The sequence below is a fragment of the Acinetobacter sp. ANC 4654 genome, assembly GCF_002135425.1.
GTDB lineage: Bacteria > Pseudomonadota > Gammaproteobacteria > Pseudomonadales > Moraxellaceae > Acinetobacter > Acinetobacter kyonggiensis.
The window spans coordinates 45,479-66,186 of the sequence record NZ_NEGL01000013.1; the positions used below are offsets into that span (position 1 = coordinate 45,479).

Below are 20,708 nucleotides of genomic sequence, written 5' to 3' on the forward strand. Positions count from 1 at the left end.
AGGAATGTTTACTATGACTCAAAATTCTGCTGCTCAAGGAAAAAGAGCCCTGATTATTGGTGCGGGAACTGCGGGCATGGCATCTGCTATTACGCTGTCTCGTATTGGCATTGAAATCGATATTATTGATATTAATCCCAATTGGGGTGCACTCGGTGCAGGTCTGACCATTACTGGCCCAACTCTGCGAGCCTTAAAACAGCTTGGTGTTTATGACGAAGTAACCAATCAAGCCTATGTCGGCGATGGTATTCAGGTTTGCGACCCACAAGGCAATCCATTACGTATTTTACCTACCCCCATGCTTGAAGGAGCAGATACTGCGGGTAGTGGTGGCATCATGCGCCCTACTATGCATTCGATCATGCATAAACATGTTGAAGATGCTGGCGTAAAAATGCGTTTAGGTTTAACCGCAGATGCCTTTGAACAAGATGATGATAGCGTAACGGTCACATTCAGCGATGGCACAACAGATCGTTATGATTTTGTTTTGGGTTCAGATGGTGTGCTGTCTAAAACACGTCAACTTTTATTTCCGAATGCCCCTAAAGCTGAATATACCGGTCAAAGCTGCTGGCGTTTATTTTTAAAACGACCTGAATCAGTTGAACGTCGTACTTATTTCTTAGGCGGTCCTGTCAAAGTTGGCTTCACCCCTGTGTCTAAAGATCATATGTATATGTTTTTACTGGAACGTTGCCCACAACGTTGGCAAGAACCTGAAGACAATTACAAAACTTTAAAACAACTGCTTGAAGGTTATGACGGTATTTTGGCAGAAATTCGTGAATCCTTAACTGAAAAAGACAATCCTCACATTAATTTCCGTCCATTGGAATGTTTTGATCTTCCCGGCCCTTGGTATGTTGGAAAAGTCTTACTCATCGGTGATTCAGCTCATCCCACAACTCCACAACTTGCCTCTGGTGCCGGCATGGGAATTGAAGATGCTTTAGTACTGGCGGAGATTTTCCAAAAAGAAAGTAATGTCGAAAAAGCATTTGCTGCATTTATGCATCGCCGTGAAAACCGCTGTCGCCTTGTGGTGCAAAGCTCAATGGAAATTGGTCGTTTAGAACAACAACGCGCTCCTGTCGAACAGCAAACTGCTGTGGTTGAAAAAGCCCTCAATATTCTAAAAGAAGCGATTTAATCGCTTCTTTTTGTTTTGAATGGTCACAGAAAAAACGGCTATTTAAGGAAAAAATAGCAAAAGGATAGTGAATTAATGCATTCACTTAAAGGACATATGGCAGCTGCCATAGGAGATGGAAATGACAAAAATAGAAAGTAAGCGTGGCATATTTGCCCTAATGATTGCCCATTGTGCAGGTATGGTCGATTTGGTTGCCCTACCTGTTTGGGTAGGAACATTAATTGCACATTATCATTTTGACCCCCAACAGGCAGGTGGTCTTGCAACCTTATTTTTAATGGGTGCTGCGGGTGCAAGTATATTTTTTGCACCACGTTTTAATCGTATTCATGTCAAGTTTGCAGCCATTTTTGGCTTTGGTCTGGCTGGTTTGGCATTTATTATCTCGGGAATGAATACCAGTTTTCCTATTCTTGCAGGCTTGCATTTGGCAGGAGGAATTGCAGCGGGTACAGCCTTAAGTGTGACTCATGGCACCATGGGGCATGCGGTCAATCCACATCGTATATTTGGCATTGCGGGTTTAGCGATTGGTATTTTTGGTGTGTTATTTTTAGGCGGAACCCCAGGTTTAATTGAAAAATTTGGTGGAAGTACCATGTTTTTTGTTTTAGCTGGCGTCATGCTCGCTGCGACACTTGCCTGTTTACTCTTTTTTCCTAAACCCACTCGTGCTGTTGATTTTGATAATTATGAAAATATCAAAAATCTTCCTCCTTTGGGTCGTCCAGTCTGGTTTTGTATGGTGGGTGTCGCGTTACTTGCTATGACCCAAGCCATGACTTTAAGTTTCTATGAACGTATCGGTTTAGAACGTGGATTTACACGAGATATGGTGACTATGGCATTGGTCATTTACGGAATAGTGACTATTTTTCCTGCACCTTTAGCTGCCATTTTACAAAACCGTGTCAGCGTAACGGCCATTATTGCTTTTGGTCCTATTTTTCAAGCCATTTTTTCACTTCTCACGACACATACGCATAACTATATGGTCTTTGCACTTGCAGGACCTTTCATGGCATTTACAATTTTGTTTGTTCATACCTTTGCATTCGGCTTATTGGCGCGTTTAGACCCGACAGGCCGTGCAGTCGCAGGTACACCTGCCATGCTGATGGTTGGTGCTGCAATTGCACCCTTTATTAGTGGAACACTGGTGAAATTTATTAGTTTTGAAGCAATTGGTTATGCCTGCTGTGTAGCGGTTGCTGCACAAGTTTATTTATTTAGCCAAACGCGTAAAGCGGTATTGTCTGGTACAGCACTGCCTAAATCAGTGATTAAAGATGAGCCTGTTCCCTTTGCTTAACCCATAACTTCTTTAAATAAAAAATGAGTTTTTTCCTTTAGCCATTTGTCCATGAATGGCTTTTTTAAACTCTAAAATCGTATTTATTCGTTTTATTAAAAATACGTTTTTCCATAGTTAAAACAATCATGCTTAAGTTATTTAATGATTAAATTAAAAACCTAAGCTGAGTAAAAATTTAGTCTTTGGCTATATTGCCTATTCAACAGTTGAGATTTACCATGTTTCTTAAATGGATTTTATTGCTTGCTTTAAACAGTACGATGTATCAGATGGCTTTCGCGCAGGATATGAATGATCTAAGCGGTTTATGGAAAGTCATTGATGATAAAAGTGGTTTTACATTGGTCAAAATTAAAATAACCAAGCAGGATAGAAATAGCTATAACGGACATATTGTGGAGGCATTTAATCCACCGAATGCTCCCGCAAAAAATTTAAGCGGTTTAACTGGTTTTCAATTGCTCACTGGTTTACAGCAAAATCTAAACAATCCTAAAAATTTTAGTAAAGGTAAAGTGGTCGATCCTGCGATTAACCAACTTTATGAGGTGAGTGGAAAACTCAACACGAAAGGTACCGTATTAATTTTAAGAAACAGTTCAGATGAAGAAAAAGCTGGACGCAAGCTATCTTGGATTCGGATGAAATAACCGACAGGACAAGCCTTTAAAAACAAAAAAGCCTGCTGAATGCAGGCTTTTACTCTAATTAACTTTTACATATAAGCATTAGTGACTTGTTCAAAACCTTTAGCAAGCAACATACTGCGTGCGATCATCGACTCACCTGCAATTTCCATACGACCAATTTCACCAGACGTTTCGACTACATAGCGTGCACGCTCTAGACGTTTATGCATAAACTCTTTAAAAACAGTCTCAAGATCATCACCATATTGTTCAATAAAATGAGCCAATACAATGGCATCCTCCACAGCTAAGCCTGCACCAGAACCTAAATGTGGGGTTGTAGCGTGTACTGCATCGCCAATTAGCAATGTTGAACCCCGATGCCACGCACCATCGACCATAACGCGATCCAAAGGACGATAAATGATGGGCGTATTAGCATCAATTTGTGCAATATAATCATGTAGTACATCATCAAAATCGCTGAGTAAAGTTTTTGCAATCTGTGGTAGTTCTGCCTCTTCACGCCATACCTGATCCTTTGGTACACATTCCATCATGTACATATACATATGTGTTGGACTACAGGGATTAAATCCTACCTTCATTCTTTCTGACTGGAACATGCGCCCACGTGTAATTTCCGCTGGACGTTCAAACTGAATACGCCAGCAAGCTTGGCCAGTATATTCAGGTTTGGCTTGTTCAGGCATAAGTAAGTCTCTTAATTTTGAGAACACGCCATCTGCACCAATCACTAAGTCATAGTGATCTTTAACGCCACTGACAAATTGAACGTCTGAACCTGTTTTAAGCTCACTTTGGATAGTATCAATCGTATCGCCTAGACGAACATTGATCTCAGCTTCAATCACTTTCTCAGACATAATCTGATGTAATACAGGACGTAGAATTGCACCTTCAGAAGGGGTTTCTGATGAAATTACCCGTTTTGATAAAACTGTGCGGATAAATTCGCCATGTTGGTCATAAATATCGACGCCATCATGAACATAACCCTGCTCAGTAATTTCTTTCCCAATTCCCAAATCCCATAAAGCACGTAAAGTTAATACCGAGAGTGTCAGCCCTGTCCCTACCGCCTTCCAGTCTTTGGCTTGTTCAACTAAATCGACTTGATGCCCCAAAGCTTTTAGCTTTAACGCCGCAGCCATGCCACCAATACCACCGCCTAAGACCAATATTTTCATTTTTGCATCCTTTATATCGAACTAACTTTCCCTTTCATGTTTCAGCATAAAACAAATTAGATAATCAAAATATGCATAAAAAGTTAAAGCAGCTATCCTATTTTTAAATAACGACTTTATTTGAAAATACCTAAAATTGGTTTTTAAAATGAATAATTAGATGTCGAACTATATAAAATATGCACTCAATTTTCGGTCTTTAGATATGAATGATTAAGCTGTGCATTCAAATTTTCCTGTTCAGAATTCGCATGTACTTTCCTCTATCCCTAGAAAAGCGTATTGCTAGATGGTAACGGCAAAATAATTCAAAAATGGAGGATTCAGATATATGAGATATCTTAAATTCAGATAGCACTTATTAATCGAATAAAGCGTTTATTTATAATATGAGATTGTAATTATTTAACGAAAGTGTACTACTTTAAGATGATGAATGGAGCGCTGTACTCCATAAATCATCATTCAAAATAGTTTCAAGTGTGGCTTTAGATAGTAAGGGATTGTTGCTGTTGGTAGCGAACGGTAGCTTGAATAGCGATATTTGCGAAAACGACAAAAATGAGCATCGAAATGGCCATATTCATCACTGGACTCCAGAATAAGAAATTCAGAATCAAACCGCTGCTTAAACCCAAGATAAATTGTAGCCCACCCATTAAGGCACTGGCTGAGCCTGCCTGACGACCTTGTTGTGACATAGCCAATGCTGTCGAATTTGGAGCGGTTAATCCAATTCCAGCCACAGCCATAAATAAACCCAACATGGTTAATATCAAACCAAAGTCTGGAAATAGCCCGACAATAATAAGAAAAATGGCACCAATCAATTGAATAATTCCACCTAATTGTAAGCGTTGTATGACATTAAAACGTTCGGCTAACTTATGATTCATCGCCGATAAAATCATAGTACCCAAGGCATTAAAACCAAATGCATAAGCAAATTGTTGTTGATTTAAATGAAAACCATCCATTAGCACTGCTGAGGCAGCATTGATATAGCAAAACAACACGCCAAAACTAAAACATCCAGCTAACATTGGAAAAAGATAACTTCGATCTTTTAAAATCGTACTATATAACTGACCGACTTCTTTAAACGAAAGTTGTAAACGTCTATGTTCTGCTAAGGTTTCTTTAAATCCAAATAATACCCAAATCAGGCTCACTATACCTAAAGCAAAGAGCGCAATAAAAATAGATTGCCAGCTAAAGAAAATCAACAACCATGCACCAAATGTAGGTGCAAGAATTGGCGCTATCCCCATTACAATCATCATGCTGGCAAACGCTTTTGCTGCTGAATTCGTATCCATGACATCACGAATAGCTGCTCGTGCCAAAACCAATCCTACACAGCTACCTAAAGCCTGTAAAACACGGACAAAAAACAGTGACCAAACATTATCAACATAAATACATAAAATACTGGCAACAATATGTAGGCTCAAGCCAAAAACCAGTGGTTTTTTACGACCAATACGATCACTGATCGGTCCGTAGATGAGCTGCCCCACTGCAATCCCTAAAAAGTAGGCGGGTAAGGAATTGGCCATCATCAGTGTATTTACACCAAAGTCTTTTGCCATTTCAGGCAGTGCGGGTAAATACATATCTGTTGATAATGGTGCTATTGCAGTCAAAATCGCGAGGAGTAAAATCCAGCGCGTAGTATACTCTTTCTTAATTTCCATTGTATTCATGACTTTATCTTCATTTTTATCTTATTTGAATAGCATTTTTTCGCTTAAAGTATTGTTGGCTTTAAATGAAATTCCACATAGGTAGCAGTTCTTCTTTAAATAAAGTGGCTATGAAGGAGATGAAAATATGGATCATCTCCCTGAGATGTGGAGCTAAGGCTGGGTTAATAAGGTACGATTGAGTAAGCCTTGATCGGCAACAATGGTTTGCCCAGTCATGACAATATTCTGTTTGGATGCCAAAAATGCATATATCGCACCATAATCACGGGCATGTGGCAGTTCTTGCAACAAACTAATAGATTGGAATAACTGGAGAAAAGCATCCTTTGGAATATCAGATTGTTTTTGATTATCCAGTTCAAGACTTTTTGGACCTTTAAGTTCACTGTTACCAATAGCAGCTGGTGCAACGGCATTGACGCGAATATTCGGTGCAAATTCAAAAGCAAGTTGATTCACTAAACTACGGATAGCACCTTTGCTAGCGGTGTAGACGGCACCTCCACCATCTGCAGCATACGCTGCCGTTGACGTGGTCAGTACAATAGATCCCTTACTCGCTTTAAGTAAATCATGAAAAATATGCGCTGAAAGCAGATATCCTTTTACATTTACATTAAAGATTTCATTAAATAAAGCATCAAGGTGATGGCTTGTCATTTGCTTGAGTGGAATATTGCCATCAAAAATACCCTGAGCACCAATTAATGCATCAAGACGGCCATATTTGTTAAGAATGGCATCACGACAAGCTTCTAAATCGGGAATTTGAGTCACATCACATTGTAAAATTAATGTATCAGCTGAAACTACTTTCTTTAATTGATCAATTTTATCTTGTGAAATGTCAGTAAAAATGACTTGTGCACCTTGTTCTTGGCAGTATTTTGCGATGCCTAAACCCAAACCTGAACCTGCACCCGTGACTAAAATGACATGATTTTGAAGTAATGACATATTTTCCTATCCTGATTTAAATATGAAGAAGAGCCATCCATAGATGACCCTTTTTCTAAATGATAAGGTTTTAATTAAAACTTACTTGGTAGGTTTGCAGGCTTAGGTTTATGTTTCATAAACATTGGCACAGAAACGTTTAATGCAAAGCGTCCATCGTTGCTGACTGCATTTTTGGTTTCCAAATCTTTAGACCAACTTAGTCCAACAAATAGACCACGACCAAAGTCCTTTAGAACCTGTACACCTAAGCCCATCTGACGTGCTTTAGCATTGGTTGTACCGTAATAAGCTGTGCCATTATTTTTATCGTCAGTCACTTGCTCTCGGATATAACCAATCGGCCCAACTTGCAAACCCTCAATAAAATCAAATTTCTTCAGAATTGTTGCATCAAAGAAAAATTCATCCCCTGAATCATATTTATTTTTATCATTTTCAAAGTTATAAAAATAATGACTTTCTAATGCAATGTTCCAATCCTGATTCATTAAGCTATAACCAACACGTGGATTGATTGACCAGTATTCACCACTTGTATTGGTACCACCTTGCTTCCAAAAACCTGTTGTAGTAATAACACCTAGACCTGAGCTAATAAATTGTCCTGGGCTTAAAGTCCAAGCAATATCCGCGAAATGCACATCAATATTTGCCAGAGCAGTTCGTGAATGCGTACCTGTTTCCCCAAGCATTGGATTACTAATAGTCTCTTCTGCTAGAATAAATGGCACCGCAAGCCATGCACGGTAATCTCCCCCTAAAACCTGAAAACCGGGGGTATAAATAAAAATAGAGGTTGAAGCCGGTGCATTTAAATCCAAACCTAAATTATCACCGTTATCATCCTTCAATGAGCCAGTTAAAAATTTAGTTGAACTGGTATAGTAAAGCCCAGGTGGTAATGGTGCGCTGAGTGGTATACCCATGGTATTTCCAGCTGGTGCTTGAGGCGCTGCGCCGGGTTCCAATGCTAGAACCTGCCCAGATAAAAATAATCCAATAGATAATGCTGTTGTGCATTTAACCATTTTTAAAAACATAGCTGACTCCATTTAGCTGTTTACGTTTTTATAATTAATGGCTAAACAGTACGGTATGACTCTATAAGTAGATAGAGTCTTATTTTTAAAACAGATATGCTTAATTTAGATAACACTTTAATGAAAGATGCTAAGGTAATCTCCCCTAAAAATAATTACATTCAAAAAAGAACGAATATCTTTTTTAAAACTTACAGAATTTAAGCTATACCAAGTGTGGGGCTTTTTATGGTTGAGAATACAGACATTTAAATGCTTTCTAACAGTAACTCTCGTATCAGAATTTTTCTATGACATAAAAAAACACCTTCATAGAAGGTGTTTTTTAAGATTAATTTTTTTTAAATTTCAATTTGGCTGCCTAATTCGACTACTCTGTTTGAAGGAATTTTATAAAAATCACTCACAGGGCTGGTATTTTTTTGCATAGTCACAAATAGCTTCTCACGCCAATTGGACATCTTATTTGACATGATTGGAATCAGCCTTTCTCTAGACACAAAGAAACTTATATCCATTAAATTATATTCAATTCCTAATGTATCGAAGGCTTTTTCTAGTGCTTTAGGTACATCAGGTTCTTCTTTAAAACCATAATTTAAACGTATTCTATAAAAGCCTTTATCCAGTACTTCTGTCTCAATCCTATTTTCCGAATCGACATAAGGAATTTCCATAATATTTATAGTGACCAATAAGTTACGTTCATGAAGAACCTTATTGTGTTTCAAATTATGTAGCAGAGCATGAGGTACGACTTGTGGTGTTCCCGTTAAAAAGACAGCATTTCCACTAATACGTTGATTTGTATCACCCATGTACTGAATAAAAGTACTAAGAGCAAGCGTATCTTTCTGCAATTTTTCTTGCAGAATTTCTTTGCCTTTTTTCCAAGTCATCATTAAGGTAAAAACGATAATCGCAATAAATACAGGCACCCAGCCACCAATAAAGACCTTGAGCAAATTAGAACTCAGTAAAATAAGGTCAATAAAGACAAAAGGAATAATGAAAAGTAATACTTTCCATGTTTGCCATTTCCAATAACTGTAAGCAAGAAAAGCAACTAATAACGTGTCACAGAACATCGTTACTGTCACGGCTAAGCCGTATGCGCCTGCTAGACTGCTACTATTCTCAAATATTAAGACTAAGATTGTAATAGAAATAAATAATAGCCAATTCAGTAACGGTATATAAATCTGCCCAATTTCTGAATCAGAGGTATGTAAAATTGTGAGGCGAGGTAAATATCCCAATTGAATGGCTTGTTTCGCCATAGAAAATACACCGCTGATTAAAGCTTGAGACGCGATTACTGCGGCTGCTGTTGCAAGAATAATCATTGGATAGAGAAGAGCTGAGGGTAAAAGTAAGTAAAATGGGTTGGCGATTGCGCTTGGATCTCGTAACAATAATGCGCCTTGACCCGCATAATTTAGGATTAAACATGGCAGAACGATTAAAAACCAGCCTAATCGAATAGGAAAAATTCCAAAATGCCCCATATCAGCATACAAAGCCTCTCCACCTGTAACTGTTAGAACGACTGCTCCCATCACAAAAAATGAAATAAAAGGATTATTCACCACAAACAAAAAAGCCCAATGCGGACTAAGTAATGCGAGCACAAATGGACTTTGAATAATACTGCTGATACCTATAGCGCCAATGGAGAGAAACCATATTAAAGTTATAGGACCAAAAAATTTCCCCATGACTGCAGAACCATGTCTTTGAACAGCAAAGAGCGCGACTAAAATTCCGATACTGATCGGAATGATAAACCGATCAAAAGCTGGTGTTGCAATGGAAAGACCTTCTACTGCTGAAAGTACAGAAATTGCAGGGGTAATAATGCCATCCCCAAAAAATAAAGAAGCTCCCACAAAGCCTAAAATAATTATTATAAATTTCTTTCGAGGAGAGAGACCTTTTTGGCGAAGATTTAACGCCAATAAAGCCATAATTCCCCCTTCACCATTGTTGTCAGCTCTCATGATGACCAATACATATTTAATTGAAACAATTAACGTGATAGTCCAAAAAATCAAAGACAGAATGCCTAGAACATTAATTTCATTAATAGGTAATCCACGCGTTGCATGAAAGCTCTCTTTTAATGCATATAAAGGACTCGTTCCGATGTCACCGAAAACCACTCCTAATGCAGCCAGTGTCAATGCTGGTACTGCCGGCTTACTCACTTTATTCTGCATGATATGCGAATCATAAAATTGATAAGTCTATAATTTTATCATTAGAGTGGTCTTAAAATTTCTTAGACATAAAAAACAATGCTTTATAAGAAATTAATAGGTTTTTTATGTAAGTCTGTTCTATATAAGTGCACATTCAAAGCATTTTAATGGAATAAATATCATCCGATTGCTCGATATTATTTCATCTCTACGATGTACATGAGTTTAAAAAGGTATTTAAAAAAAATTATCTAGAAATTTTTTATGACTTTTACACATATTCTTATTCAAGAAAAACCATTTTCAATCTTAAAAAATTGTTATAAATTAAACAAAATTTGTTGAGTTTATAACATGAAATTAGCATTGCTTATTTCATCACTTCCCAGTCAAAGCACAACCGCAAGAATGCGAATTTGGCGTTCATTAAAGTCAAATGGTGCAGCAACTTTAAGAGATGGTGTCTACCTATTACCAGCAATACATTCTGAAAAATTCCAATCGGTTGTTCATGATCATCTTAATGAACATGGGCATGCCTATATCTTTCAGACCGAAGCGCCTGAAAATTTAGACCTTGCTCAACTTTTTGACAGGACTGCAGAATATGAAGAACTGAGAACCGAGATTTCACAAATACAAAATACGCTTGAGGAAAATAAGAAAAAAGAACATCTTAAACAGATTAGAAAATTAAGAAAAAATTTCAATTCACTGATAGAAATAGATTTTTTCCCCAATACCCATCAAAGCAAAGTACTGAATGAACTCACTCGATTAGAACATGCCATTGCTCGGTTAGGTGAATACGATGAACCCAATAATTTTGAACAGCAATTAAAAGTCTTATTTAAGCAAGATTTTCAAAATAAAATCTGGGCAACCAGAAAGCGTCCTTGGGTTGACCGCTTGGCATCGGCATGGATCATTCAGAAATTTGTAGACCCTCAGGCAAAATTTATTTGGTTAGAGCATCCCAATGATTGCCCCAAAAATGCCTTAGGTTTTGATTTTGATCATGCCCAATTTACGCATGTGAATAATCTAGTCAGCTTTGAAGTCTTAATACATAGCTTTGAATTACAAAATCCTGCGTTAAATAAAATCGCTGAAATTGTGCATTTTTTAGATGTTGGAGGCAATGAGCCTGCCGAAGCCTTAGGCATTGAAAAGATTTTACAAGGGCTTAGAAGCACAATCACAAATGATGATCAATTACTCCATCTTTCAAACCATATTTTTGATGGCTTATATGCAGACTTTCAAAGGAATTTAACATGAATAATAAGTCATCTTTAGAAGATCAAACAGAAATTGAATCTATCAACTTTTGGCAAGCATTCAAATTTTGGTTAAAACTTGGATTTATTAGCTTTGGCGGCCCTGCTGGGCAAATCGCGGTTATGCACCAAGAGTTGGTTGAAGAAAAAAAATGGATTTCAGAACAGCGTTTTATGCATGCCTTGAATTATTGCATGCTCTTACCCGGCCCCGAAGCTCAACAACTTGCCACTTATATTGGCTGGTTAATGCATAAAACCAAAGGTGGCATCATTGCAGGGGTTTTCTTTGTTCTACCTTCGCTTTTTATCCTGATTGGACTGTCTTGGGTCTATGTGAAATATGGCAATGTTCCCATCATTGCAGGTCTGTTTTACGGGATTAAACCCGCTGTTGCCGCCATTGTATTCCATGCCACGTATCGTATTGGTAGTCGATCATTAAAGAATAAATTTCTATGGGCAATTGCGGTTGCAGCTTTTCTGGCAATATTTATTTTTAATATCCCTTTTCCTTTCATTGTTTTATGTGCAGCAATATCGGGTTATCTGGTCGGTAAAAAGCATCCTGATTTATTTATGCTTAATGCACATCAGTCCAGTCAAAAATCTTATGGACGTGCCATTATTGATGATGATACCCCTACACCTGAACATGCTATTTTTAAATGGTCTCATCTGATCAAAATAGCGGTAATTTCAGCACTTTTATGGGCAATTCCACTTGCTTCTTTAACAGCAGTTTTGGGATGGAGTCATTCTTATACTCAACTGGCGTGGTTTTTTACGAAAGCTGCACTCCTGACATTCGGTGGTGCTTATGCTGTTTTACCTTACGTTTATCAGGGCGCGGTTGGTTTTTATCATTGGCTCACCCCAACTCAAATGATTGATGGCTTAGCCCTAGGTGAAAGTACTCCCGGTCCATTGATCATGGTGGTGGCTTTTGTCGGTTTCTTGGCTGCTTATAATCATTCACTGCTTGGGGCTGAACATCAATTTGTTGCAGGTGCATTGGGTGCAATTATCGTCACGTGGTTCACTTTTATTTTTTCATTTTTCTTTATCTTAGCAGGAGCACCTGTTATAGAGTCCACACACAATCAAATTAAATTCACCGCCCCTTTAACCGCCATTACCGCTGCCGTGGTGGGAGTCATTTTAAATTTGGCCCTCTTTTTATGTTACCACGTGCTTTGGCCACAAGGTTTTGAGGGGAATTTTGATTATACCTCTGCCATTATTGCTATTTTAGCTGTAGCAGCATTATTTAAGTTTAATCAAAGTGTGCTAAGAGTCATCATCGGTTCTGCTTTGCTTGGTTTAAGCATTAAAATTTTACTATAAATAGGTCGATTGACATCTCACAGATACTTGCGACTTGAGCTGTATATGATGCAATTTATTTAAAGGATACAAACCATGTTTCGCAGAATCTAGCCATTAGATAACTTGCATAAATCAAAAACATTTTCATGAAGAAAAAAGTTAAAGAATTTATGTCTAAATTCTTTAACTAACAGACATTATTTGTGCCGTAAGATTAACTAAAATGCACTATATGACTGAACTGGCAACGGACTCTATTTATTTAAAATAGTATTAAGACAAAGCATAATTTCCACCCAATGCTGCAATCAATTGTGCTGTATTTTTAAGCTGCAATTGCTTGAGTTCTAAAGCTGCTTGTTCAGCTTGCAGTCTTAAATTTTGGGCACTCACCACTTCCAGATAGCTCACTAAACCTGCATTATAGCGCCGTGTAACGACTCGCTCATTTCCCACAGCCAGCGCAGATAATTTAGCCTGCTCTGCCTGCTGCTGTCTGAAACTGGCAGACTGCAGCAGCGCATCTTCTACTTCTTTCCAGCCTGTCAACACAGCTTGTTTATAGGCTATAGATTTTTCATCATAATTGGCTTGCGCGGCAGCGATGTCAGCTTTTCTTTTGCCACCATCCCATAACACAGCAGCGGCTTTTAGGCCAGCCGACCATAAATACTGCGGAGACTGGAACAACTGACTGAAAATCTGGTTGTTCACAGTGCTGTTCAAGCCAATGCTGACATCAGGCAACCATGCTGTTTGCGCTAATCCTAGCTGCGCATGGGTCGCAGCTAGATCACGTTCAGCACGTATAACATCAGGTCGCTGTATTAATAAACGACTAGGCAATTGTGTCGGTAACTTCGGTACTTGAAATACTATTTTTTGTGGCACCAATTGAAATTGAGCAACGCCCAGACCTTGTAAAATAGCCAAAATATTTTCTTGTAAATGACGTTCTCTTTGCTTTTCAAGCTGCTGTATCTGCACCTGTTTGAGCTGGGTTTCGGCCTGTATCACATCTGCACGCGCAATCATCCCCGCAGCATATTGATTCTTTAAAATCTGCACTGAACGGATATAACTTTGCTCTGTTTGCTGAAGAATATTCATTTGTGCATCCAATACACGAATATTCCAATAGGCTTCTGTGGCCAGCAGCTGCTGGCTTAATTTGACCGCCTGCAATTCTGCGCCAGCAGCTTCAAGACTGGCCTGCTGTCCTTCTATCGCCTTTGCAACCCGCCCCCATACATCAGGTATCCAGCTGGCCTGAATTTCGCTGCTGAATTGACCACTTGAAGCTGCATTTTTTCCGCCACTGCGGTTTGCAGAGGCATTCAATGCCAAACTCGGCTGGCGGACAGCCCGCTGCTGTTCCAGCAATGCATTGGCATAACGGAAACGGGCTTCCGCCTGTCGCAGGCTTAAATTTTCCTGATTCAACTGCTGTATCAGTTGGCTGAGCATCGGGTCATGATAAATCTGCCACCAATCCGCCTCAATTGGCTGTAGCACGTCGGTTGCTGTCCAGTTTAAGCTGGCATATTTATACTGTTCATCTATCTGAACTTTAGGCACCTGATATTCTGGTGGCTGCAGCACAGCGGTCGAAGCACATGCGGTCAATATCATTAAGCCACTGAGGCAAACCGCATTTTTATAGAACAAACTCTGCATCCACATTGTTCCTATTTTCCTAAGCTCAAGGCATTTTTTATACTTAATCGCTGCAATTGCTGCGCTGTTTTTTCCAACAACAAATACATAATAGGCGTGGTATACAGCGTCAGAAGCTGCCCCAGCGCTAGGCCGCCAGCAATGACCACGCCTAAAGGCTGACGCAGTTCCGCACCTTCGCCCCAGCTGAATGCCAAAGGAATAGCGCCAAGCAAAGCTGCTGTATTGGTCATTAAAATCGGGCGGAAGCGCAATGCCGCTGCCGACAGCACCGCGTCACGGGCAGATTTTCCTGCACGGCGTTCCTGTAGGGTAAAATCAATCAGCAGAATGGCATTTTTTACCACAATGCCAATCAGCAGAAACATACCCAACAGTGCAATTAAGGTGAATTGAAAATTAAACAACCACAGCGTCAGCAATGCACCTAAGGCGACCGCTGGAATCGTGGATAAAATCGTTAAGGGATGAATCACGCTTTCATACGTCACCCCCAGCAGGATATAAATCAGGCCAATCACTGCTAAAATCAGCAATGGCGTACTTAATCCTGCCTGTAGGCTTTCTGCCTCTACATCTTTGTCTGCGGTCATAAAAATCTCATTCGGCAGCATAATTTCTGGCAAAAGGCTGTGAATGGCTGCATCTGCCTGTTCAGCGCTGTAGCCTTGCTTTAGCACATAGCCAATGCCCATTGCAGCATACTGATTACGTCGGTAAACCCGATCATTGCTAATGCCATAAGACCATGTAGCGAAGTTGCTGAGCGGCACATATTCGCCTTGCTGATTGGGAACTTTCACATTGATCAGCGACTCTGGCTGCTGGGTAAACTGCTGATCAACTTCCATCACCACATGAAATTGATTGCTTTGATCATAAATCGTGGAAATCTGGCGCTGCGAAAATGAGTTGTTCAACACGCTGGAAATGCTTTCAATATCCACGCCCAAACGCCGCGCTGCTTCACGGTCAATATCTAGCGTGACATGCTGTGCACCTTCATCGCCCTTAGTTTCCACTTCTTCCAGCTGCGGCAGCTTTTGCATCGCTTGGGTAACTTTTGGCGCCCATTCACGCAGCAGCGCAATATTATCCGACTGGAGCAGCAGCATATGATCTTGCCCGCTGCCGCTGGAAAAAGGATCATCCAGTTCAAGCTCCTGCTCGACCCATGCTGAAAAAACCGCACCAGCCTGCCACGGCGCATTTTGCTTCATCCGCTCGACAATTTCATGTGAAGCTTTACCCTCACGCTCGGCCTTGGGCTTGAGGTTCACCATTAAAAAAGAATTGGTGGTTCCGTCTGCACCGCCTGATGTGCCGATCACATTTTTGACTGCCGGATCGCTTAACAGGCTTTGGCTGAACGCCGCAATTTTCGGCTGCATAATCTGGAAAGAAAATCCGTCATCGCCGCGGATAAACGCTGCAACGCGCCCAGTGTCCTGTTCGGGCAGTACCCGTTTCGGCAGTGCCTGATATAAATAAGCCGAAGCTGCAATGGCGCTGCCCCACAGTAAAATTACCACATAGCTATGCCCGATCATCCATTTTAAGGAATGCAAATAGCCTTGGCTGAGTTTCTGCATACAGCCTTGGCTGATTCGATATAACGCATTATTCTTAGCGCTTTCAAGCGGTTTCAGGCAGCGTGCCGACAAACTTGGTATCAGTGCCAGCGAGATGAAAACCGATAAAAGCACAATAAACACCAGCGTTAAAGAAAACTCCCTAAACAGCCGTTCAATCACACCGCCCATAAACAGTACGGAGATAAAAATCACCGCCAAGGCTAGATTCATGGCAATCAAGGTCATGCCGACTTCCTGAATGCCCTTAAGGGCAGCCTGCACAGGCGGCTCTCCCTGTTCAATATGGCGCTCAATATTTTCCAGCACCACAATCGCATCATCCACCACCAAGCCAATCGCGACAATCACTGCCATGATGGAGAGATTATTCAGTGAAAAACCCGCCAAATAAATCAAACTGCACGCGCCAATCAGGGTAACCAGCATCGTAATGCTTGGAACCAGAGCACTTTGCAGGCGCCCCAGCATCAACGCCACCACAATAATCACCAGTAGCATCGAAAACAGTAAAGTATCACGCGCTTCATTCAGTCCAGCGCGGATCATTTCGGAACCATCCATCACAATGCTGAGCTGTGCATCAGCGGGAATCTGTGAACGCAGCTGCGGCAGTTTCTGTTTAATTTTTTCAATTACAGCCACGGTATTAGCATTCGGCTGCCGGCTGATTTTAATGATTACCGCAGGTTCGCCGTTATGAAAACCGCTGACATAACGGTTCTCTACTGCATCCTGAATTTCGGCCACATCTTTAAGGCGAACGGCAGTCTGGCCATGCTGATGAATGACCAAATTGGCAAAATCCGCCGCATTTTTCAAATTGGCCGAGAGCGCAACCTGCCAGCGCAGTTGCTGAGTTTCCACCACACCCAAAGCCTGCTCCACATTGCTTTTGACAATTACTTCACGCACTTGCTCCAGTGATACGCCTTGCGAAATCAGCGCATTTGGATTTAAGACAATCCGCACCGCTGGCATGGATGCTCCATCAATGCTGACATCACCAACACCGCTGATTTGCGCCAGATTCGGCTGTAACTGATTGCTGGCAATTTCATACAGCTTGCCAGCCGATAGATGCTTTGAACTGAATGCCAAATAAAAAATCGGGCTTTGGCTCGGATTAATCTTAAAATATTCAGGTGGACTGGGCATGCCGGAAGGAAGCTGCGACATGGCTGCATTAATGGCTGCTTGCACCTCTCGCGCTGCTTCGTTGATGTCAGTATCTAGGTCGAAATGTAAAACCACCTGTGTGGCATTTTGGTTGCTAGATGAATTAATGCCTTTTACCCCAGAAACGCCCATCATGGCACGTTCCAGCGGTGCGGCAACCGTAGCCGACATACTTTCAGGACTGGCCCCTGGCAAGCTGGCCCGAACCACAATAGTTGGAATATCCGCCTGCGGCAAGGCGGCGACTGGCAAGCGGAAATAGGCCAATATACCCAGCAGCACAATCGCGATTGCCAGCAAAACACTGGCCACTGGACGGTGAATAAAAGCGGAGAGCAGATTCAAGGTGCATCTCCCATTTCATTCATGGCTGGCACTGCCGACTGGGCTTGCTGCAAGCGGTCAAAGAACAGATAAACTACGGGTGTGGTGAATAGCGTCAGCAGCTGGCTTAAAATCAAGCCGCCCACCATCACAATGCCCAAAGGCTGGCGCAGTTCAGCACCAGAACCTGAAGCCAGCATCAGTGGAATGGCTCCAACGAGAGCTGCCAGCGTGGTCATCAAGATTGGCCTGAAGCGCATTAAGGCAGCTTGATAAATCGCCTGCTGCGCTGAGAGACCGTCATTACGCTGTGCTGATAAGGCAAAATCCACCATCATAATGCCGTTTTTTTTGACCAAACCAATTAACAGAATGATGCCAATTAAAGCAATCATATCCAGTGGACGGCCAACTATAAACAGCGCCAGCAGCGCACCAATGGCCGCTGAAGGCAAGGTCGAAAGAATGGTAATCGGGTGAATAAAGCTTTCATACAGCATGCCCAGCACCAGATACATGGTCACAATGGCTGCCAGTACCAGCCAAAAAGTATGCTGCAATGAATTTTCAAAGGCCGCTGCTGCGCCTTGTAACTGCACGTTGACCTCTGCTGGCAAATTCAGGGCAGCTTCAACACGGTGAACGGCCTGAATGCCTTCACCAAGGGAAATTCCCGGTGCCAAATTGAAAGACACGCTATGGGCGGGGAACTGTGCCTGCTGTTGCAAAAGAACCGGAGTGCGCTTTTGCACAACCACAGCCACGGAACTGAGCAGCACTGGCTCACCGCTAGCATTTTGAATATAGGTTTGATTCAGCGCATCAATGCCTTGCGTCAAGCTGGGGTCAAGTTCCAGCACAATGCGGTATTGATTCGCCTGCGTATATAAAGTGGCAATTTGGCGTTGTGCAAACAAATTTTGCAAGGCGCGGCTGATATCTTCAATACTCAAGCCTAAACGCGCAGCCGCATCGCGGTTGACATCAATAAATACTTGCAGACCTTGACCGCCGTCTTCACTAGCAACGTCCAAGAACTCCGGCTGCTGCCGTAGAGCTTCGACAAAGACAGGACTAAACTGCTGCAAATCTGCCACTTTGGCTGCGGTCACACTTAGCTGGTATTGAGTCCGACTGATTTTGTCCTCAATGCTGAGCTCCTGCACTGGCTGCATCCAGCCTTTAATTCCCTGCACATGGCTGAACTGCTGTTTCAGGCGTGCCATGACCTGATCTGCACTGTCGCGCTCGGCATGCGCTTTCAGGTTAATCAGAATGCGCCCATTGCTGAGTTTTGGATTATTGGCATCAATGCCGATAAATGAAGATAAGCTCTCAACCGCAGGGTCTTTTAAAATCTGGCTGGCCAGTGCCTGCTGCCGTTCACCCATCGCCGTAAAGGAAATATCATCTGGTGCTTCGGTCACCACTTGGATGACTCCACTGTCCTGTATGGGGAAAAAGCCTTTAGGAATAATCCAGTACAATGCGCCAGCCAAAAATACGGTGCCAAGCATCACCGCAAGCATCAGCACCTGATGCCGAAATACCCATTGCAGCGCCTTGCCATAGCGCTGAATAATCCGATCCAAACTCCAGCGGCTACGGCGTGGCGCATGTTTTGTATCTTTGAGCAAATAAGCGCACATCATTGGGGTCAAAGTTAAAGACACCACGAGAGATAAGCCAATTGCCGCGGCCAAAGTCACAGCAAATTCATGGAACAGCCGACCAACGACATCGCCCATAAACAGCAAAGGAATCAGCACGGCAATCAGCGAAATGGTTAAAGAAATTAAGGTAAATCCAATTTCCCTCGACCCTTTGAGCGCAGCCTGTAGCAGGCTTTCCCCCGATTCGCGGTGCCGTGCAATATTTTCTAACATCACAATGGCATCATCCACCACAAATCCTGTGGCAATGGTTAAAGCCATCAACGTCAAGTTATTGACCGAAAAGCCAAGAAAATGCATCAGCACAAAAGTGCCGATGATTGACAGTGGCACTGCAATGCTCGGAATAATAGTGGCAGACAGATTTCTTAAAAACAGGAATGTCACCATCACCACAAGGCAAACTGCAAATACCAGCTCTTTCTGTACATCCTGAATGGCGCTGCGGATGCTTTCAGTACGGTCTGTTAGTACCCTAATTTGCACATTTTCAGGCAGATTACGCTGTAGTTCTGGCAAAACCTGCTTAATCTGATCCGCCACCTGAATAACATTGGCATTCGGCTGGCGCTGCACATTAACCAGAATGGCAGACTGGCTGTCTGCCCATGCCGCCATGTATCGGTCTTCACTGCCTTCAATCACTTTCGCGACATCTTTTAGGCGGATCGGTGCTCCGCTGTTCCAGCGTAAAATCAGATTTTCATAATCCGTAATAGAGCGGATTTGGTCGTTGGCATCTAGCATGGTGGTGCGGTAAGGCCCATCAAAACTGCCTTTGGGCTGATTGGTGTTGGCCGCATTAATTGCTGCACGGACATCCTCTGCGCTCATTTTATAAGCCGCCAAAGCAGTAGGATTCATCTGCACCCGTATGGCTGGACGCTGCCCACCAGCAAGGCTGACCATACCAACCCCTGAAAGCTGTGACAGTTTCTGCGCAACCCGTGTATCCACCATGTCATAGACTGTGGTGAGTGGTAAAGTCTTAGAGCTGACCGCCAGCGTAATGACTGGAACATCGGCTGGATTAACTTTGCGATAAATTGGTGGTGCAGGCAAATCACTAGGCAGTTTGCTGCTGGCTGTGCTAAGTGCTGACTGCACTTCCTGCTCTACCACGCCCAGTTCTGCGCTTAATTCAAATTGCAGCGTGATGACCGATGCCCCGACTGAACTGCTCGAAGACATTTGCTTCAAGCCTGCAATTTTGCCCATTTCCCGTTCTAACGGCACCGTCACCGTGCGCTGTACCGTATCTGGATTAGCGCCCGGCTGAAAAGTATAAATTTGAATAATCGGATAATCCACCTGTGGCAAGGCAGAAACTGGCAGAAGACGCCACACCAGCAGCCCACTGAACAGTAATGCCAACATCAGTAGCACTGTGGCGACGGGGCGCAGAATAAAGAACCGTGAAATATTCATGC

At 42.0% G+C, this 20,708-nt stretch carries 13 protein-coding genes; 5 read left to right on the plus strand and 8 right to left on the minus strand.

From position 1 onward, the window contains the following. The first annotated feature begins 13 nt into the window (after nucleotides 1–13). The 3 genes from B9T24_RS15570 (at nucleotide 14) to B9T24_RS15580 (ending at nucleotide 3,124) form a co-directional block, all read left to right on the plus strand. Nucleotides 14–1,156, plus strand: a complete 1,143-nt coding sequence (locus B9T24_RS15570) for an FAD-dependent monooxygenase (RefSeq protein WP_086166630.1) — start codon at nucleotides 14–16, stop codon at nucleotides 1,154–1,156. A 121-nt stretch (nucleotides 1,157–1,277) separates the two neighbouring features. Continuing rightward, on the plus strand, nucleotides 1,278–2,471 hold the full coding sequence (locus B9T24_RS15575; protein ID WP_086166631.1) for an MFS transporter: 1,194 nt from the start codon (nucleotides 1,278–1,280) through the stop codon (nucleotides 2,469–2,471). A gap of 221 nt (nucleotides 2,472–2,692) precedes the next feature. Then, nucleotides 2,693–3,124 (plus strand): DUF2147 domain-containing protein, encoded by a 432-nt coding sequence (locus B9T24_RS15580; protein WP_086166632.1) that lies wholly within the window; start codon nucleotides 2,693–2,695, stop codon nucleotides 3,122–3,124. A gap of 65 nt (nucleotides 3,125–3,189) precedes the next feature. Here B9T24_RS15580 and B9T24_RS15585 read toward each other — a convergent pair whose 3' ends face one another. The 5 genes from B9T24_RS15585 to B9T24_RS15605 form a co-directional block, all read right to left on the minus strand. Continuing rightward, on the minus strand, nucleotides 3,190–4,314 hold the full coding sequence (locus tag B9T24_RS15585; RefSeq protein WP_086166633.1) for an FAD-dependent monooxygenase: 1,125 nt from the start codon (nucleotides 4,312–4,314) through the stop codon (nucleotides 3,190–3,192). 488 nt (nucleotides 4,315–4,802) lie between these two features. Further along, the gene (locus B9T24_RS15590; protein WP_171264925.1) at nucleotides 4,803–6,020 is read right to left on the minus strand and encodes a multidrug effflux MFS transporter; all 1,218 of its coding nucleotides are present in this window, start codon (nucleotides 6,018–6,020) and stop codon (nucleotides 4,803–4,805) included. A 153-nt stretch (nucleotides 6,021–6,173) separates the two neighbouring features. Beyond that, nucleotides 6,174–6,980, minus strand: coding sequence for an SDR family oxidoreductase (locus tag B9T24_RS15595; RefSeq protein ID WP_086166634.1), 807 nt, complete (start codon nucleotides 6,978–6,980; stop codon nucleotides 6,174–6,176). Nucleotides 6,981–7,054: 74 nt separating this feature from the next. Then, nucleotides 7,055–8,023 carry a SphA family protein gene (locus tag B9T24_RS15600; protein WP_143223766.1) on the minus strand — a complete coding sequence of 323 codons (969 nt, stop codon included), beginning with the start codon at nucleotides 8,021–8,023 and terminating at the stop codon, nucleotides 7,055–7,057. A 341-nt stretch (nucleotides 8,024–8,364) separates the two neighbouring features. Next, on the minus strand, nucleotides 8,365–10,242 hold the full coding sequence (locus B9T24_RS15605) for a potassium transporter Kup (RefSeq protein WP_086166635.1): 1,878 nt from the start codon (nucleotides 10,240–10,242) through the stop codon (nucleotides 8,365–8,367). A gap of 336 nt (nucleotides 10,243–10,578) precedes the next feature. On the opposite strand from B9T24_RS15605, the gene B9T24_RS15610 reads away from it, so the two are divergent. Both B9T24_RS15610 and chrA read left to right on the plus strand, forming a co-directional pair. Further along, nucleotides 10,579–11,505, plus strand: coding sequence for a chromate resistance protein ChrB domain-containing protein (locus B9T24_RS15610; RefSeq protein ID WP_086166636.1), 927 nt, complete (start codon nucleotides 10,579–10,581; stop codon nucleotides 11,503–11,505). Next, nucleotides 11,502–12,851, plus strand: coding sequence for a chromate efflux transporter (chrA, locus tag B9T24_RS15615; RefSeq protein WP_086166637.1), 1,350 nt, complete (start codon nucleotides 11,502–11,504; stop codon nucleotides 12,849–12,851). Before B9T24_RS15610 ends, chrA begins: the two co-directional genes overlap by 4 nt. Before the next feature lie 255 nt (nucleotides 12,852–13,106). Here chrA and B9T24_RS15620 read toward each other — a convergent pair whose 3' ends face one another. The 3 genes from B9T24_RS15620 to B9T24_RS15630 are packed head-to-tail and all read right to left on the minus strand — an operon-like array spanning nucleotide 13,107 to nucleotide 20,706. Continuing rightward, a complete protein-coding gene (locus B9T24_RS15620) occupies nucleotides 13,107–14,510 on the minus strand; it encodes an efflux transporter outer membrane subunit (RefSeq protein WP_086166638.1) in 1,404 nt (467 codons plus the stop codon). Between the two features lie 11 nt (nucleotides 14,511–14,521). Beyond that, complete coding sequence (locus B9T24_RS15625; protein WP_086166639.1) at nucleotides 14,522–17,626, minus strand: efflux RND transporter permease subunit; 3,105 nt, start codon at nucleotides 17,624–17,626, stop codon at nucleotides 14,522–14,524. Beyond that, on the minus strand, nucleotides 17,623–20,706 hold the full coding sequence (locus B9T24_RS15630; RefSeq protein ID WP_086166640.1) for an efflux RND transporter permease subunit: 3,084 nt from the start codon (nucleotides 20,704–20,706) through the stop codon (nucleotides 17,623–17,625). The genes B9T24_RS15625 and B9T24_RS15630 overlap by 4 nt, the downstream gene beginning before the upstream one ends. Nucleotides 20,707–20,708: the final 2 nt, after the last annotated feature.

Bases quoted from the DNA above. Each gene is read 5' to 3' on its own strand.
- B9T24_RS15570 (WP_086166630.1), top strand. From the start codon at position 14: ATGACTCAAAATTCTGCTGCTCAAGGAAAAAGAGCCCTGATTATTGGT.
- B9T24_RS15590 (WP_171264925.1), bottom strand. From the start codon at position 6,020: ATGAATACAATGGAAATTAAGAAAGAGTATACTACGCGCTGGATTTTA.
- B9T24_RS15600 (WP_143223766.1), bottom strand. From the start codon at position 8,023: ATGTTTTTAAAAATGGTTAAATGCACAACAGCATTATCTATTGGATTA.
- B9T24_RS15605 (WP_086166635.1), bottom strand. From the start codon at position 10,242: ATGCAGAATAAAGTGAGTAAGCCGGCAGTACCAGCATTGACACTGGCT.
- B9T24_RS15595 (WP_086166634.1), bottom strand. From the start codon at position 6,980: ATGTCATTACTTCAAAATCATGTCATTTTAGTCACGGGTGCAGGTTCA.
- B9T24_RS15575 (WP_086166631.1), top strand. From the start codon at position 1,278: ATGACAAAAATAGAAAGTAAGCGTGGCATATTTGCCCTAATGATTGCC.
- chrA (WP_086166637.1), top strand. From the start codon at position 11,502: ATGAATAATAAGTCATCTTTAGAAGATCAAACAGAAATTGAATCTATC.
- B9T24_RS15610 (WP_086166636.1), top strand. From the start codon at position 10,579: ATGAAATTAGCATTGCTTATTTCATCACTTCCCAGTCAAAGCACAACC.
- B9T24_RS15585 (WP_086166633.1), bottom strand. From the start codon at position 4,314: ATGAAAATATTGGTCTTAGGCGGTGGTATTGGTGGCATGGCTGCGGCG.
- B9T24_RS15580 (WP_086166632.1), top strand. From the start codon at position 2,693: ATGTTTCTTAAATGGATTTTATTGCTTGCTTTAAACAGTACGATGTAT.
- B9T24_RS15630 (WP_086166640.1), bottom strand. From the start codon at position 20,706: ATGAATATTTCACGGTTCTTTATTCTGCGCCCCGTCGCCACAGTGCTA.
- B9T24_RS15620 (WP_086166638.1), bottom strand. From the start codon at position 14,510: ATGCAGAGTTTGTTCTATAAAAATGCGGTTTGCCTCAGTGGCTTAATG.